14 protein-coding genes are annotated in these 16,076 nt (G+C 62.1%); 7 read left to right on the top strand and 7 right to left on the bottom strand.

The window, feature by feature from the left end; translation table 11 throughout:
- Positions 1-15: 15 nt before the first annotated feature.
- The 5 genes from PMA3_RS11115 to glnT all read right to left on the bottom strand — a co-directional run bounded on the left by PMA3_RS11115 (position 16) and on the right by glnT (position 5,885).
- Positions 16-1,341 carry an ammonium transporter gene (locus tag PMA3_RS11115; RefSeq protein WP_064677192.1) on the bottom strand — a complete coding sequence of 442 codons (1,326 nt, stop codon included), beginning with the start codon at positions 1,339-1,341 and terminating at the stop codon, positions 16-18.
- 178 nt (positions 1,342-1,519) lie between these two features.
- Entirely contained in the window at positions 1,520-2,857 is a 1,338-nt protein-coding gene (locus tag PMA3_RS11110) for an FMN-binding glutamate synthase family protein (RefSeq protein ID WP_064677191.1), read from the bottom strand.
- Between the two features lie 20 nt (positions 2,858-2,877).
- Positions 2,878-3,561 carry a GltB/FmdC/FwdC-like GXGXG domain-containing protein gene (locus PMA3_RS11105; protein ID WP_064677190.1) on the bottom strand — a complete coding sequence of 228 codons (684 nt, stop codon included), beginning with the start codon at positions 3,559-3,561 and terminating at the stop codon, positions 2,878-2,880.
- 11 nt (positions 3,562-3,572) lie between these two features.
- Positions 3,573-4,478 carry a class II glutamine amidotransferase gene (locus tag PMA3_RS11100; RefSeq protein WP_064677189.1) on the bottom strand — a complete coding sequence of 302 codons (906 nt, stop codon included), beginning with the start codon at positions 4,476-4,478 and terminating at the stop codon, positions 3,573-3,575.
- A gap of 72 nt (positions 4,479-4,550) precedes the next feature.
- Positions 4,551-5,885, bottom strand: coding sequence for a type III glutamate--ammonia ligase (gene glnT / locus PMA3_RS11095; RefSeq protein WP_064677188.1), 1,335 nt, complete (start codon positions 5,883-5,885; stop codon positions 4,551-4,553).
- 282 nt (positions 5,886-6,167) lie between these two features.
- Here glnT and PMA3_RS11090 point away from each other — a divergent pair, with 282 nt between their 5' ends.
- The 7 genes from PMA3_RS11090 (at position 6,168) to PMA3_RS11060 (ending at position 13,963) form a co-directional block, all read left to right on the top strand.
- Positions 6,168-6,767, top strand: coding sequence for a helix-turn-helix domain-containing protein (locus PMA3_RS11090; protein WP_082930296.1), 600 nt, complete (start codon positions 6,168-6,170; stop codon positions 6,765-6,767).
- 415 nt (positions 6,768-7,182) lie between these two features.
- Complete coding sequence (gene purU, locus PMA3_RS11085) at positions 7,183-8,049, top strand: formyltetrahydrofolate deformylase (protein WP_064677186.1); 867 nt, start codon at positions 7,183-7,185, stop codon at positions 8,047-8,049.
- A complete protein-coding gene (gene folD, locus PMA3_RS11080) occupies positions 8,046-8,951 on the top strand; it encodes a bifunctional methylenetetrahydrofolate dehydrogenase/methenyltetrahydrofolate cyclohydrolase FolD (RefSeq protein WP_064677185.1) in 906 nt (301 codons plus the stop codon). The genes purU and folD overlap by 4 nt, the downstream gene beginning before the upstream one ends.
- The gene (locus PMA3_RS11075; RefSeq protein WP_064677184.1) at positions 8,933-10,174 is read left to right on the top strand and encodes an FAD-dependent oxidoreductase; all 1,242 of its coding nucleotides are present in this window, start codon (positions 8,933-8,935) and stop codon (positions 10,172-10,174) included. Before folD ends, PMA3_RS11075 begins: the two co-directional genes overlap by 19 nt.
- A 13-nt stretch (positions 10,175-10,187) precedes the next feature.
- Positions 10,188-10,487, top strand: coding sequence for a sarcosine oxidase subunit delta (locus tag PMA3_RS11070; RefSeq protein WP_064677183.1), 300 nt, complete (start codon positions 10,188-10,190; stop codon positions 10,485-10,487).
- A complete protein-coding gene (locus tag PMA3_RS11065) occupies positions 10,484-13,381 on the top strand; it encodes a 2Fe-2S iron-sulfur cluster-binding protein (RefSeq protein ID WP_064677182.1) in 2,898 nt (965 codons plus the stop codon). Before PMA3_RS11070 ends, PMA3_RS11065 begins: the two co-directional genes overlap by 4 nt.
- A gap of 3 nt (positions 13,382-13,384) precedes the next feature.
- Positions 13,385-13,963 carry a sarcosine oxidase subunit gamma gene (locus PMA3_RS11060; RefSeq protein ID WP_064677181.1) on the top strand — a complete coding sequence of 193 codons (579 nt, stop codon included), beginning with the start codon at positions 13,385-13,387 and terminating at the stop codon, positions 13,961-13,963.
- Between the two features lie 182 nt (positions 13,964-14,145).
- Here PMA3_RS11060 and PMA3_RS11055 read toward each other — a convergent pair whose 3' ends face one another.
- Together PMA3_RS11055 and PMA3_RS11050 are read right to left on the bottom strand one after the other, a co-directional pair.
- Positions 14,146-15,492, bottom strand: coding sequence for a glutamine synthetase family protein (locus PMA3_RS11055; RefSeq protein WP_064677180.1), 1,347 nt, complete (start codon positions 15,490-15,492; stop codon positions 14,146-14,148).
- A 22-nt stretch (positions 15,493-15,514) separates the two neighbouring features.
- A complete protein-coding gene (locus PMA3_RS11050) occupies positions 15,515-16,069 on the bottom strand; it encodes a helix-turn-helix domain-containing protein (RefSeq protein WP_064677179.1) in 555 nt (184 codons plus the stop codon).
- Between the last annotated feature and the right edge of the window lie 7 nt (positions 16,070-16,076).

The following is a 16,076-nucleotide window of genomic DNA, read 5'->3' as shown; positions in this document are numbered from 1 at the left end:
GATCAACCATCATCCTCAATGGTTGTAAGCACGCTCATTGTGCTCAGCCAGGTCCAGCCCCATGTCCTCCACCGACTCATGGGCCCGCAAGCCGACCAGCGCATTGACCACTTTGAGAATGATCCAGCTGATGACAAAGCAATACACCGTTGTCATCAGCACCCCCTTGATTTGCGCCACGACCTGGGCGCCCATGGTCACGCCTTCCACCAGGCCGCCCAGGGACGGCACGCAGAAGACCCCGGTCAGCACCGCGCCGATCATCCCGCCGATGCCGTGCAAGCCGAATACATCCAGGCTGTCGTCATAACCGAAGCGGCGCTTGAGCACCGTGACGCTCAGGTAGCAGAACACCCCGCACAACAGACCGATGGCCAATGCACCCCCGACGCCCACATAGGCGCATGCCGGGGTAATCCCTACCAGACCGGCCAGGGCACCGCTAGCGAGACCGAGCGCACTCGGCTTGCCGACCTTGAACCACTCGGTGAACATCCAGCCGAGAATCCCGGCGCAAGCACCCAGCTGGGTATTGAGCATGACGACGCCAGAGGTGCCGCTGAGGCCGCCACCGGAACCGATATTGAAGCCGAACCAACCGACCCAGAGCATGGCGGCACCGGCCATGGTCAGGCTCAGGTTGTGCGCCGGCATTGGCGTATTTTCATAACCCTTGCGCTTGCCCAGGATCAGGCAGGCGGCCAGCGCAGCGACACCGGCGTTGATATGCACCGCGGTGCCCCCGGCAAAATCGAGCACGCCCCAGTTATGCATCAAGGCCCCCGCTCCTCCCCAGACCATGTGCGCCACCGGGGCATACACCAGGGTGAACCACAGCGCCATGAACAGCAGCGCTGCCGAGAATTTCATGCGCTCGGCGAACGCACCCGCAATCAGTGCCGGGGTGATGATGGCGAAGGTCATCTGGAAGGTCACGAACACCCCTTCCGGTATTTCGCCGACCAGGCTGTCCGGGGTCATGCCGGCCAGGAAGGCCCGACTCAAGCCACCGACAAAACTATTGAATGTCACCTGCCCCTCGACCATGCCGGAGCTGTCGACCACCATGCTGTAGCCATACATCACCCACAGCACCCCCACCAGCCCGGCGATGCCGAAGCACTGGGTGAACAGCGAGAGCATGTTTTTCGCCCGCACCAGGCCGCCGTAGAACAACGCGAGGCCTGGCAGGCACATGAACAGCACCAGCACAGTGGCGGTGACCATCCATGCGGTGCTGCCGGTGTTCAAAGTTGGTGCATCGGCCGCCTGCGCGAGCGGTACGAGTGCACCGGCCATCAACACGCCGAGAAGGGATTTGCCCAAAGGACGATTGACCATGTTCAACGCTCCTGCAAAGGAAATGGGAAGTGCCGGGCAGTGAGCAAGTGGCAAAGCGACGGACCGTTGTGGTCTCTTCGAATAGTTGAACATCATCGTCTGTAGGAGCCAGGCTTGCCGGCGAAGGCGATCTTGAGGGCGCCTTCGCCGGCAAGCCTGGCTCCTACAGGCGCAGGTCTCAGTAACCGGAACCCGGAATCCAGCTGGTCCCCGCCAGCGGAACCCGGGCCATGGCCGCCGATTCCACCGTCAACGCCACCAGATCCTCCGGATCCAGGTTATGCAGATGCGACTTGCCGCACGCCCGGGCCATGGTCTGGGCTTCCAGCACCATCACCCGCAGGTAATTGGCCAGGCGGCGGCCGCCTTCGACCGGGTCCAGGCGCTTGGACAGTTCTGGGTCCTGGGTGGTGATCCCGGCCGGGTCGCGGCCGTTCTGCCAGTCGTCATAAAAGCCCGCCGCCGAGCCGATCTTCTGCAGCTCCTCATCCAGACGTGGATGGTTATCGCCCAGGGCGATCAGCGCCGCCGTGCCGATGGCCACCGCATCCGCCCCCAGTGCCATGGCCTTGGCCACGTCGGCACCGTTGCGAATACCCCCGGAGACGATCAGCTGAACCTTGCGATGCATGCCCATCTCTTGCAAAGCCTGTACCGCTTGCGGGATGGCCGACAAAATCGGGATGCCGACGTGTTCGATGAACACTTCCTGGGTCGCCGCCGTCCCGCCTTGCATGCCGTCGAGCACGATCACATCGGCCCCGGCCTTCACCGCCAGCTTGACGTCGTAGTAAGGCCGGCTCGCGCCGATCTTCACGTAGATCGGTTTTTCCCAATCGGTGATTTCCCGCAATTCGGCAATCTTGATCGCCAGGTCATCCGGCCCGGTCCAGTCCGGATGACGGCAGGCGCTGCGCTGGTCGACACCGATCGGCAGCGTACGCATGCCCGCCACACGTTCGGTCACTTTCATCCCCAGCAGCATGCCTCCGCCACCGGGTTTGGCGCCCTGGCCCAGGACGATCTCGATGGCGTCCGCCTTGCGCAGGTCGTCCGGGTTCATGCCGTAGCGCGACGGCAGGTACTGATAGACCAGGTGCTGGGACTGGCCGCGCTCTTCCGGGGTCATGCCGCCGTCACCGGTGGTGGTGCTGGTGCCGGCGATGGTCGCGCCACGGCCCAGGGCTTCCTTGGCATTGGCTGACAGTGCACCGAAACTCATGCCGGCGATGGTCACCGGAATCTTCAGGTGGATTGGCTTCTTGGCGAAGCGGTTGCCGAGGATGACATCGGTGCCGCACTTCTCCCGATAGCCTTCCAGCGGGTAGCGCGAAACGCTGGCACCGAGCAGCAGCAAGTCATCGAAGTGCGGCAGCTTGCGCTTGGTGCCGCCGCCGCGAATGTCGTAGATGCCGGTCTCGGCGGCACGCTGGATTTCCTGGATGGTCAGGCGGTCGAAGGTGGCGGACTCGCGCAGTACTGGAGTGGCTGCTTTTTGACTGATGGGGTCGTTCATATCTGTTCTCCTCGCGCGGATCAGTACGCGGACGCGTTATCGACTTTGAAGTTGTACAACTGACGGGCCGAGCCATAGCGCTTGAAGTCCGCCGCCTTGTGCTCGAAACCGGCACGGTTGAGCAGCACTTGCAGTTCTTCCAGGTGCTCGGCGCGCATCTCTTTCTCGACGCAATCGGAACCCAGGGACTCGACCGTGCCTTTGACATAGATGTGGGTCTCGTACAACGAATCGCCCAGGGCATCGCCGGCATCACCACAGACCACCAGGCGCCCGGCCTGGCCCATGAAGCAGCTCATGTGGCCGATGCTGCCGCCGACCACGATGTCGATGCCCTTCATGGAAATCCCGCAACGGGCGCCGGCATCGCCTTCGATCACCAGCAGTCCGCCATGGGCCGTGGCCCCGGCCGCCTGGGAGGCGCTGCCTTTGACCCGGACGTAACCGGACATCATGTTCTCGGCACAACCGACGCCGACATTGCCGTGAACGGTGATCGAAGCCTTCTGGTTCATCCCCGCGCAGTAGTAGCCGGCATGGCCCTGGATATCGATGGACACGGCCTGGTTCACCCCGACCGCGAGGTTGTGCTTGCCGTTCGAATGGGTCACCACCCACTCGCGGTCTTCGACGGTGGTGGCCTGGTCGTGCAGCGCCTGGTTGAGTTCACGCACGGTGGCAGTGGAAAGATCGATGGTTTTCATGTGTGCGCTCCTTAAGCTGACTCGCGTTCCCAGATGTACAGGGTGGCCGGTGCCGGCTCCCAGATCCTGGCGTGTTCGATGCCCGGCAGGCTCGACAGCGCCTGATATTCCGAGGCCATGGCGACGTAGTCGTCGGTCTCGGCGAGGATCGCCGGCTTGCAGGCGATCGGGTCGCGGATCACCGCAAAACCGTTACGGGTGCCGATGGCGAAGGTGAAGAAACCGTCGAGGTCCTCCAGGGCATGATCCAGCGCTTCCTTCAGCGAATCGCCCTGCTGCAGGCGCCAGGTCAGGTAGCCGGCGGCCACTTCGGTGTCGTTGTCGGTCTCGAAATGAATGCCTTCGCGCTTGAGTTCCTGGCGCAGGCGGTAGTGGTTGGACAGCGAACCGTTGTGTACCAGGCACAGGTCGGCACCGGTGGAAAACGGGTGGCTGCCTTCCATGGTCACCGCGCTCTCGGTGGCCATGCGGGTGTGGCCGATGATGTGGCTGCCCTTCATCCCGGCCAGGCCGAAGCGCTGGGAAATCTCCTGGGGCAAGCCCATGCCCTTGAGGATTTCGATGCTCTGCCCGGCGCTCATGATGCGCACGCTCGGCGCCAGCTCAGCGAGGGCCCGACGCACCGGCGCCTCTTCGGCATGGATCTTCAGCACTGCGGCGCTGGCGTTCTGGAACCAGTCCAGGGAACAGCCGAGACGCCCTTCCAGTTCGCCCATCAGGATTTTCCAATCGAAGCCTTCGGTGGTTGCCTGCAGGGTCAGCTTGACCCAGCCATCGGCCACTTCATCGCCGTAGATGGCGAAACCGGCACTGTCCGGGCCACGATCGGTCATGGCCTGCAACATCGGTTCAAAGAGCTTGCCGAGCTGGGATTCCAGCTGCGGATTTTTCAGGTACAGACCTACGATTCCACACATATCAACGCTCCTTCGGAGGCAGTGAACGCCCGACGCCGTGCCGGGTGCCCGAATGGTTGTCAAAACACAGAGTCAAAAAAATTCGGTGTAGCGCTGGATCTCCCAGTCGGAGACGTGGCGGCTGTATTCCACCCACTCCATGCGCTTGAGCTTGATGAACTCGCCCACGATCTGCGGGCCCAGCACTTCGGCGAACAGCGGGTCGGCTTCCAGGGCGTCGCACGCTTCCTTGAGCGATTGCGGCAAGGTCTTGATGCCGCGCGCGGCGATCTGCTCCAGGCTCAGGCTGTAGAGGTTTTCATTGCAGACGTGGTCGATTTCCAGCTGACGGTCGATGCCGTCCAGGCCGGCGGCGATGATCGCGGCGCTGACCAGATAGGGATTGCAACCGGCGTCCGGCAGGCGGAACTCCAGGCGGCCATAAGGCACCCGCACCATCGCCGAACGATTGTTGGCGCCGAAGGCAATGAAGGCCGGGGCCCAGGTCGCGCCGGACAACGAGTTGCCCACCACCAGACGCTTGTAGGAGTTGACCGTCGGCGCGGCAAAGGCACAGAGCGCCGGGCCGTGGGCAAGCAAACCGGCGGCGAAGTGATAGGCCATTTTCGACAGCCCCATGCCGCTCGGATCGCTGGCGTCATGGAACAGGTTCTTGTTGTCGGCACTGCTGATCGACAGGTGGAAGTGCATGCCGTTGCCGGCGCGTTTCGGATCGGGCTTGGGCATGAACGAGCAGATCATGCCCAGGTCATTGGCGATCTCACCGGCGGCCATGCGAAAGAAGGTGAAGCGATCCGCCGAGGTCATGGCGTCGCTGTAGGTGTAGTTGATCTCGAATTGGCCGTTGGCGTCCTCGTGGTCGATTTGATAGACCTCGAAATCCACCGCCTGCAGGGCTTCGGTCAGCCGCTCGAGGAACACCCGGGAGCGCGACAGGCCTTTGTAGTCGTAGCAAGGCTTGTCCAGGTTGTCGCTGGGGTCGACCAGTTGCAGCTTGCCCAGTTCATCGCGGCGCATCAGGTTGAACTCGGGCTCCAGGCCGGTGTTGAGGGTCCAGCCCTTTTCTGCCAGGCGTTGCACTTGTTGCTGCAATACATAACGGCTGTCATAGGGATGGGGTTGGCCGTCGACATGGCCCACGCACACCACCCGCCCGTAACCCGGCTGCCAGGGCACCGGGGTCAGGGTGGACAAGTCGCCGCGGGCCATGAAGTCCGGACCGTGAGGCTCCATGCCCATGCCGCTGATCGCGAACCCGGCAAAACCCGCCCCTTCTTCGGCGACGGTCTTGAGCCCGCAAATCGGCACCGATTTGGTCTTGGCCGCACCATGAATATCCACAAACTGCGCAAGCACGTACTTGATTCCGTGCTTGTCGATGATGCGCTGGGTTTCTGCTGGCAACATTGCTCGTCACTCCTCGCGAAAGGCAAAACATTGTGGATTGGCCTTGACTGTCTTTTTATTCCTAAAAAGAAAGTTAGTTTCCCAATAGGAATGCAAGGCCCTTGCCAGATTCGCGAGTGCGCCGTTGAAACGTCGAGAAAGGCGCTTTTGTACTGTATATATGGGAAAATTCTTTTCCCCGTGGGAATACGCCCAGCGGAATGGCCGCCGAGGGCCAATGATTTGCACTTTCTCAGTGCGAAACTAATATTACTGAACGGAAAGTGTGCAGGACTGATGACTATGCCGACCGAAACCGCACCGCGTCTCAAGCTTGAGCAATACCTGGGGTTGCAGATCAAGCGCCAGCGCCAGGCGCAAGACCTCAAATTGTCCGATGTGGCGAAGATTGCCGATATCAGCCAGGGCATGTTGAGCAAGATCGAGAACGCCCAGGTGTCTACCAGCCTCGAGACTCTGAGCCGGCTGTGCGATGTGCTGGGGCTGCCGTTGTCGAAGTTGTTCAGCGAATACGACCAGCAGGATGGCAGTGCATTATTGGTCAAGGCCGATCAGGGTATGGAAGTCGTGCGCCGTGGCACTGAGAAAGGTCATACCTATCATCTGCTCAATCACACCCGTGGGCCGAAGAAGAGTTTCGAGGCCTATATGGTCAGCATGGATGACGCGAGCGAGGAGTTTCCGACCTTCTCGCATCCGGGGACCGAGTTTCTTCATCTGCTTGAAGGCGAGCTGATTTATCGGCATGGCAATCAGCTGTATCGGATGGAGGCCGGGGACAGCCTGACGTTCGAGGGGGAAATTCCCCATGGGCCCGAGGAGTTGGTGCAGGTGCCGATCCGGATGTTGTCGATCATGAATTACGGGAGTGACAAGGAATAAGATTGAGCATTCCCTTGTAGGAGCGAGCTTGGTCCGGGCGGCGTTCCGACGATGGACGTCAACGATGACGCGGGCAGTCTGAATGCCCGCATTGTCTGGAAGTCCATCGTCGACGCGGGCAGTCTGAATGCCCGCATTGTCTGGAAGTCCATCGTCGGAACGCCGCCCGGACCAAGCTCGCTCCTACAGGGGCACCCAAGCCTCTAGTCTCCCGCCTGAAAACGTCCTAAAAAATTCCTGCCAGTTAAAAAACTTTCCAAAACCCCCTAGACGCCACCTCCTCTTCCCCCGTATAAAGCCACCAACAGGAATAATTTATTCCCTACAAGAAACCGCGCTCAAGGATGAGCCCTGCTGTCCGCTGACATTTTTTTCGCTATGCGATGAGCTGCCGCCATCATCCCGAGGACGTGTCATGCAACACGAAAAAAACCATTTCATCATCAAGATCACCTGTCCCGCGGTGTCCGGCATCGTCGCCGCCGTCACCACCTACCTGGCGGACAACGGTTGCTACATCGGGGAGATGGCGCAATTCGACGACGACTTCAGCGGCCGCTTCTTCATGCGTGCAGTCTTCCGCTTCAACGACGGCCATCCGGGCGACATCCAGCAGATCAAGGACGGTTTCACCGACGTCGCACAGGCGTTCGACATGACCTGGGAACTGCACGACACCCGCGAACCGATGCGCGTGCTACTGATGGTCAGCAAGTTCGACCACTGCCTCACCGACCTGCTCTACCGCTACCACAAGGGCGAGATGGACATGACCATCACCGCCATCGTCTCCAACCACCTCGACCTGCGGCCCATGGCCGAACGCGAAGGCATTCGCTTCATCTACCTGCCCGTGACCAAGGACACCAAGGCCCGGCAGGAAGCCGAGCTGATGAAGATCGTCGACGACACCGGCACCGAACTGGTGGTGCTGGCGCGCTATATGCAGATCCTCTCCGACGACCTGTGCAAGCAACTCTCGGGCCGGGCGATCAACATTCACCACTCGTTCCTGCCCGGCTTCAAGGGCGCCAAGCCCTATCACCAGGCCTACCAGCGCGGGGTGAAACTGATCGGCGCCACCGCCCATTACGTCACCAGCGACCTCGACGAGGGACCGATCATCGAGCAGGAAGTCCAGCGTGTCGATCATGTCTACCTGCCCGACGACCTGGTCGCCACCGGCCGCGACACCGAAACCGTGGCCCTGTCCAAGGCGGTCAAGTACCACCTCGAACACCGGGTCTTCCTCAACCAGGACAGAACGGTGATCTTCCGGTGAACGCCTACACATTGATCGACGGCAAGGCCGCGGCTGCCCGGGTGCTGGTTCAAGTTCGCAAGGACGTGGACAGCCTGCGCGAGCAAGACATTCAACCGGCGCTGGCTGTGATTCTGGTGGGCTGCGACCCGGCCAGCCAGGTCTACGTGCGCAACAAGATCCTGCGTGCCGAAGAGGTGGGCATCCGCTCCGTGGAGCATCGGCTGTCCCCGGACACCAGCACCGCACAATTGCTGAACCTGATCGCCACATTGAATGCCGACCGCTCGATCAACGGCATTCTCCTGCAGTTGCCGTTGCCGGCGCACATGGATGAATTGCGCGCCCTGGAGGCCATCGCCCCGGACAAGGATGTCGACGGTTTCCACAGTCAGAACGTCGGCGGTCTCAGTCAAGGTCGCACGGTACTCGCCCCTTGCACCCCCAGCGGTTGCCTGTATTTGCTGGAGCAGACCTGCGGTGATTTGAGGGGCAAGCACGCGGTGGTGATCGGCCGCTCGAACATTGTCGGCAAGCCCATGGCCGCCCTGCTGCTCAAGGCTGACTGCTCGGTGACTGTGCTGCATTCGCGCAGTCGCGATGCGCAGGCCCTGTGCCGTCAGGCCGATATCGTCATCGCCGCCGTGGGTCGGCCGCGACTGATCAATGCCAGCTGGCTCAAGCCCGGCGCGGTGGTGATCGACGTCGGCATCAACCGCATCGACGACGCCGGTCGCAGCCGCCTGGTGGGGGATGTCGACTTCGACAGCGCCCTGCCCCATGTCGCGGCGATCACGCCGGTACCGGGGGGAGTCGGCCCGATGACCATCGCCTTCCTGATGAAAAACACCGTAACCGCGGCCCTTGCGCAACACCAGGCTCAACGCAGCCAATCGGAGGCCCCATGCCATTCAATCTATTGAAATACGGGCTGAGTTCGGAGTACCCGGTGGACGTGGATCTGCCGCCACCGAAGGAACTCAAGGCGAGCTATGACGTGGTGATCATCGGTGCCGGCGGCCACGGCCTGGCCACCGCTTATTACCTGGCCAGGTACCACGGCATCACCAACATCGCAGTACTGGAGAAGTCCTACCTGGGCGGCGGCAATACCGCGCGCAACACCGCGGTGATCCGCTCCAACTACCTGACCAGCGAAGGCGTGCGGTTTTATGCCGAGTCGGTGCGGATGTTCCAGTCGCTGTCCAACGAATTCGATTTCAACATCATGTACTCCGAGCGCGGCCAGCTGACCCTGGCCCACACCGACGCCACGGTACGTTCGTTCCGTCAGCGGGCCGAGGTCAACAAGCACTTCGGCGGGCGCACCGAGATGATCGACCGCCAGCAGATCCGCGAGCTGGTGCCCAGCCTCAACCTCGATCCCGGCCATTTGCCGGTGATCGCCGGGCTCTGGCACATCGACGGCGCCACCGCGCGCCACGACGCCGTGGCTTGGGGCTATGCCAAGCAGGCCGCCAAGCGTGGCGTGGAAATCCACCAGCTCACCGAAGTCCAGGACCTGATCATCGAGAACGGCGCCATCACCGCGGTGAAAACCAATCGCGGCACCATCAAGTGCGGTTGCGCGGTCCAGGCGATTGCCGGTCACAGTTCGTTGCTGATGGCCAAGGCCGGGATCCGTTCGCCGATCCAGACCTTCCCCCTGCAAGCCATGGTCACCCAGCCGTTCAAGCCGTTTCTCGATCCGCTGGTGAGTTCCTCCGCCCTGCACTGCTACGTGCAACAGACCAGTCGGGGCGAGGTGGTGTTCGGCGGCGGTTCCGATCCCTATCCACTGTTCAATACCCGCTCCACCCTCGACTTGAAGGAAAGCCTGCTGGCCCACGCGATCGAGATGTTCCCGTTCCTGGCCAACGCCAAGCTGATGCGCCAATGGGCCGGGATCACCGACATGACCCCGGACTACAGCCCGATCATGGGCCTGTCACCGGTGAAGAATTACTACCTCGACGCCGGTTGGGGCACCTGGGGCTTCAAGGCCACGCCCATCTGCGGCAAGACCATGGCCGAGCTGGTGGCCAGCGGCGGCAAGGTGCCGGAGCTGATCAAACCCTTTGGCCTGGAACGTTTCTCGACCTTCCAGCAAGTCAACGAAATGGGCGCCACGGCGGCCAGTCACTGACGGAGAGCGGACTATGAAAATCATGACCTGCCCGCTCAACGGGCCGCGCAATATCAGCGAGTTCACCTACGGCGGTGAATTCAAACCCATGCCCGATCCTCTGACCTGCAGCGACGCCGAATGGGCCGACTACGTGTTCAACACCGACAACCTCGCCGGCGTGGTGCGCGAGTGGTGGATGCATACGCCATCGAGCTACTGGTTCCTGGCGGAACGCCACACTGTCAGCGACGAGATCCTGCGCACCTTCGACCCTAAAGAACTGTTCACCACCCGCGTCGACTTCAGCGCCGCCAAGGAGATCGCCGGATGAATCGCCTACCCGCCCCCATGGGCTTGCTGATCGACCGCGATCAGCCATTGGATTTCAGCTTCGACGGCCACCGCTACCAGGGCTTGCAAGGCGACAGCATCGCCAGCGCCCTGTTGGCCAACGGGCGCTTCCTGATCTCCCGTTCGTTCAAATACCATCGCCCCCGCGGCCCGCTGACCATGGCCGGCCAGGACGCCAACAGCCTGGTGCAGTTGCCCCAGGAGCCGAACGTGCTGGCCGATGCCCACGCCCTGTCCGCCGGTTTGCAGGTCACGGCGCAGAACGTCAACGGCTCGCTGGACAACGACAAGGACGCCTACCTCGGCAAATTCTCGAAATTCATGCCGGTGGGCTTCTACTACCGCTCGTTCTACAAGCCCAAGGGCATGTGGAAAATCTGGGAACCGATCATTCGCAAGAAAGCCGGCCTCGGTGTGCTCGATCTGAAATTCCAGCCCGAGTACTACGACAAGGCCTACCTGTTCACCGATGTCGCGGTGATCGGCGCCGGGCCAGCCGGGCTGCATGCGGCGCTGACGGCGGCCAACGCAGGGGCCAAGGTGTTGCTGATCGAGCAACAGACGGTGCTCGGCGGTTCGCTGACCTATGCCCGCTTCGATATCGAAGGCAACCGGGCCGAGACCCTGCGCCGCGAACTGCTCGCTGCGGTGGAGCAGCACGCCAATATCCACATCCTCACCGAAGCCACCTGCAACGCCTGGTTCACCGACAACTACCTGCCGGTGATCCAGGGCAAACGCTTGTACAAAGTGCGTGCCCGGCAGTGCCTGGTGTGCAGCGGCGCCTTCGATCAGCCGGTGGTCTTTCGCAATAACGACCTGCCGGGGGTGATGCTAACCAGTGCCGCGCAACGGCTGATGAAACTGTACGCGGTCAAGCCGGGCAATCGCGCCGTGGTGCTGACGGGCAACGACGACGGTTACCTTGCCGCGCTGGACTTGCACGACCAAGGGGTGGAAGTGGTCGCCGTGGTAGACATGCGCCAGGGGCCTTCGGACGAATCCCTGCTGGGCGCCCTGGCGCAACGCAAGATTTACCGTCAGGGCAACAGCACCGTCTATGAAGCCCTGCACGAGAAAGGCATGCGCCATATCAACGGCGTCGACGTGCGCAAGATCACCGCGCAAGGCCAGGTCGCCGAGAGCGGGCAGCGCCTGGATTGCGATTTATTGTGCATGTCTGCCGGTTACATGCCGGTCTATCAATTGCTGTGCCAGGCCGGCGGCAAACTGGCCTACGACGACCAGCGTGCGGAGTTCACCATCAGCGGCCTGCCACAGCACCTGAATGTCGCAGGCTCGGTCAATGCGCGTCACCGGCTGGACAACGTCATCGCCGATGGCGTGAATGCCGGCACCGAGGCCGCCCTCGCCCTGGGTCTGGCAGTGGGTGCCCAACGCGTTCCCTTCAACGGCGAAGCCCGGGTCAACTTCAATTGGCCGATCTTCCCCCACCCCAAGGGCAAGGACTTCGTCGACTTCGACGAAGACTTGCAAGTGGCCGATATCGTCAACGCCACCCGCATCGGCTATCGCGACGTGCAACTGGTCAAGCGCTACTCCACCGTCGGCATGGGTCCGTCCCAGGGCCGCCACTCGGCGCTGCCGACCGCGCGGCTGGTGGCCTGGGCGACCCAGCGCAACATCAGCGAAACCGGCGTCACCACCGCGCGTCCGCCGTTCGTGGCCGAAAAGCTGGCGCATGTCGCCGGTCGCGCGTTCGACCCGTACCGGCAAACACCGATGCATGCCCGCCACCTGCAAGCCGGGGCGAAAATGATGCCCGCCGGCATCTGGCAACGTCCGGCCTACTATGGCAACGCCAAGGATCGCGAGGCCTGCATGCAGGCCGAAGCCCTGCACGTGCGCAACAAGGTCGGCCTGATCGACGTCTCGACCCTGGGCGGTCTGGATGTGCGCGGCCCGGACGCCGCCGAGCTGCTCAACCGGATGTACACCTTCGCCTTTCTCAAGCAGCCGATCGGTCGCTCGCGCTATGCGCTGATGACCAACGAGCACGGGGTGGTGATCGACGACGGCGTCTGCGCGCGGTTTGCCGAGAACCATTTCTACGTCACCGCCACCACCAGCGGCGTCGACCGGATCTACCAGCAAATGCTCAAGTGGAACGCCCAATGGCGCCTGGATGTGGACGTCGCCAACGTCACCGCGGCCATTTGCGCGATCAACGTCGCCGGGCCCGATTCGCGCAAGGTGCTGGAACAGGTCTGCACTGACCTCGACCTGAGCGCCGAAGGCTTCCCTTACCTGGGCGTGCGTCAGGGCACGGTCGCGGGCATCAAGGCACGACTGCTGCGGGTCGGCTTCGTCGGCGAACTGGGCTATGAGATCCACGTCCCGGCACGCCACGGGCTCAAGCTGTGGGACGCATTGATGCACGCCGGCAAGGCCCATGACATCCGCCCCTTCGGCGTGGAAACCCAGCGCCTGCTGCGCCTGGAAAAAGGCCACGTGATCATCAGCCAGGACACCGACGGCATGACCCACCCGGCAGAAATCGACATGGGCTGGGCGGTCAGCCGCAACAAGCCGTTCTTCGTCGGCCGGCGCTCGGTGGACATCCTCGAAGCCCAGCCGCTGAAACGCAAACTGGTGGGCTTCGCGTTGCCCAAGGGCAGTCTGCAACCCCTCGAGGGCCATCTGGTGCTCAAGGGTCCGGACATCAGCGGCAATGTCACCTCCTGCGAGTATTCCGCCAGCCTGGGCAAGATCATTGGCCTGGCCTATGCCGGCATCGACCAGAGCACCCCGGGCCAACGGATTCCGATCCGCGTCGAAGGCGGCATCGTGGTCCAGGCCGAGGTGGTCAAGTTGCCCTTCTTCGATCCCGCCAACCAACGCCAGGAGCTTTGAGTGATGACCAGTCTGAAAGAACAACCCCGTGTTGGCCGGCAAACCCTGGCGCCGTTGCCAGGCTGCAGCTTGACGGACCTGACCGACCTGCCGCGGGTCGGTTTCCGCGGCGCCCACAGTGCCGAATACCTGCGCAGCCGCGGTTTCGCCCTGCCCGATGCACCGAACCGCGCCGTGACTCAAGCCGATGGCAGCCTGGTGGCGCGGCTGTCGCAGAGCGAATACCTGCTGCTGGGCAGCCCCGAAGATCAGGGCCAGCGCCTGGCGGATGAAGAAGCCCGCTGGGAGCTCGATCATCAGGCCAATTACCTGCTGCCACGCCAGGACAGCCATGCCTGGTTTCAGCTGACGGGGGACAACCCGAGCGAGGTGATGGCCAAGCTCTGCGGCGTTGACCTGAGCCCCCAGGCGTTCGGCCCCGGGGCTGTGGCGCAGACGTCGGCGGCCCGCATCAACGTGATCGTGATCAACGCCGGCAGTGCGCGGCAAACGAGCCTGCACATCCTTTGCGATCGGGCGTCGCAGGCGTATTTTCAGGAGGCCCTGCTGGACGCGATGGAAGAGTTCAAAGCGCGCCATTAAATCCAGGCAAAAAAAATCCCGGGCAGCTGATGGACGCCCGGGACTTAAAAATGCATAAACCGTGGTGGTGAACGCGGGGCGAATATTACGGAATATTTCGCTCTGTAACAAGATATTTTGACTCACCATCCAGTTACTAATATCTCCAAGCCCTTAAATATCCACACTATTTTTAAGGCGACCTACAAAAACCAACGGTATTCCCGTGCACTGATTTCCTGCATGAACGCCAGGTGATCCTGACGTTTGTTCTCGCAGTAGACATCCACGAACTCCGCGCCCAACCCCTCGCGCAATGGCGCATGGCTTTGCATCGATTGCACCGCGTCGAGCATCTCCAACGGGAAATCGATTCCGCTATTGCGGTCCTCGTTGAGTGATGCGATCGGTTCGCGTCCGGCTTGCAGCCCCTGCTCCAGACCCACCAGAATCGCCGCCAGCACCAGGTAAGGGTTGGCATCGGCACCTGACAGGCGATGTTCGATCCGCAGGTTGCGGTCATCCGATTCGGGTACCCGCAGGCACGCGTCGCGGTCTTCGAAACCCCAGCTGGCGCGGGTCGCGACGTTCACCGTGCCGCTCAGGCGTCGCATGGCGTTGTGATTCGGGGCAAAGATCGGCATGCAATGGGGCAGTACTTCCAGGCAGCCGGCCACTGCATGGCGCAGGGTGCGCTGCCCATCGCTGGCCAACAGGTTATTCCCGGCTTCGTCGTAGAGGCTGACATGCACATGCATGCCGCTACCCGGATGGTGCAAGTAGGGTTTGGCGATGAAGCTGGCGCGGTAGTCGTGCTTGAGCGCCACGCCCCGGGTGCTGCGGCAGAACAAGGCGGCCCAGTCAGCGGCGCGCAGGCCGTCATCGAGGTGACCGAAGTTGATTTCGAACTGGCCAGGGCCCAGCTCGGCGGTGATTACCGTGGCATCGATGCCTTGCGCCTGCGCAGTCTCGACCATGTCATCGAGCACCGCTGAAAATCGCGACAGCCGCTCGATATGCATGTTCGGCTGGTCGTCCGCATCGCCGGTCAGCGGATCGCGCGGGAACTGGGGCAAGCCATCCTGCAGTTGCCGATCGAACAGATAGAACTCCAGTTCGAATGCGACCACCGGGAAAATGCCCTTGCGGCCGAGCCGCTCCAGCACCTGCGCCAAGACTTCCCGGGGTTCGAAGACGATCGGTTGTCCGGTGCCGCTGGAGGTGATCAGCATCTGCCCCAGCGCCTGCTTTTCCCAACCCACCAGTTTCAATGTGCCAGGCACCAGGCGCCGGGGCGCATCCGGATCGCCGTCGTTGAAACAGTAGTCGCCGATCTTGAACAGCCCCCCTTGAGTCCCCAGCAACACACAGTTCTGCGGCAACTTGAGGGCGCTGCCGGCAGCGACCTTTTCCAGCATGTCGATCGGGTAGCGCTTGCCGTAGAAATGCCCGGGGATGTCCAGGGAGATCAAGTCCACATAACGTACATCCGGGTAACGCTGACGGAAGGTACGAACTTCGGCGAGCAGATCGGAGCAGACAGCATCCATCGTTGATAGTCCTTTTGTGTCATCAGGTGTAGACCCACAGCACGCGGGTGAGTCGGTCCGAGAGGTTGCCGTAGCGGCAGTGGGCATGACTGGCCAGCTGAAAACTGTCGCCGGCATGCAGGGTGACCGGCTCGTCGTCAGCCAGCCACAACGTCAGCTCGCCCTCCAGGACATAGCCGCCCTGCTCCGAGCTGTCATTCATGTGCCGGTCGCCGCTGCTGGCGCCGGGCTCGAGCTGGCTTTCCAGCATCGAGAACGAGGCGCGCATTTTTGGTGAAACCAGGATGTCGGTAATGCCGTCGGCGTAGTACAGGGTGCGGCGCTCGTCCGGACGGGTCACCCACGGCAGGGCCATGGGTTTGGGCAGACTGTAGAAATAAGTGGTCGGCACGCCGAGGGTTTCGCTGATGGCGGTCAAGTCAGCCACCGTCGGCCGTGACAGGCCGCGCTCGACTTGCGAGAGAAAGCCCACGGAACGACCGATCTTGTCCGCCAACTCCTTGAGCGTATATTTTTTGTGTTTGCGCAGGTCCTGGATCAGGATCGCCAGCGCCGAGATTTCTTCTTGCATGTCCATCCAAAGG

The sequence above is a fragment of the Pseudomonas silesiensis genome (assembly GCF_001661075.1).
In the GTDB taxonomy this organism is placed as follows: domain Bacteria; phylum Pseudomonadota; class Gammaproteobacteria; order Pseudomonadales; family Pseudomonadaceae; genus Aquipseudomonas; species Aquipseudomonas silesiensis.
The sequence above is the reverse complement of the archived record's forward strand: the minus strand, read 5'-3'. Positions and strand labels throughout refer to the sequence as shown.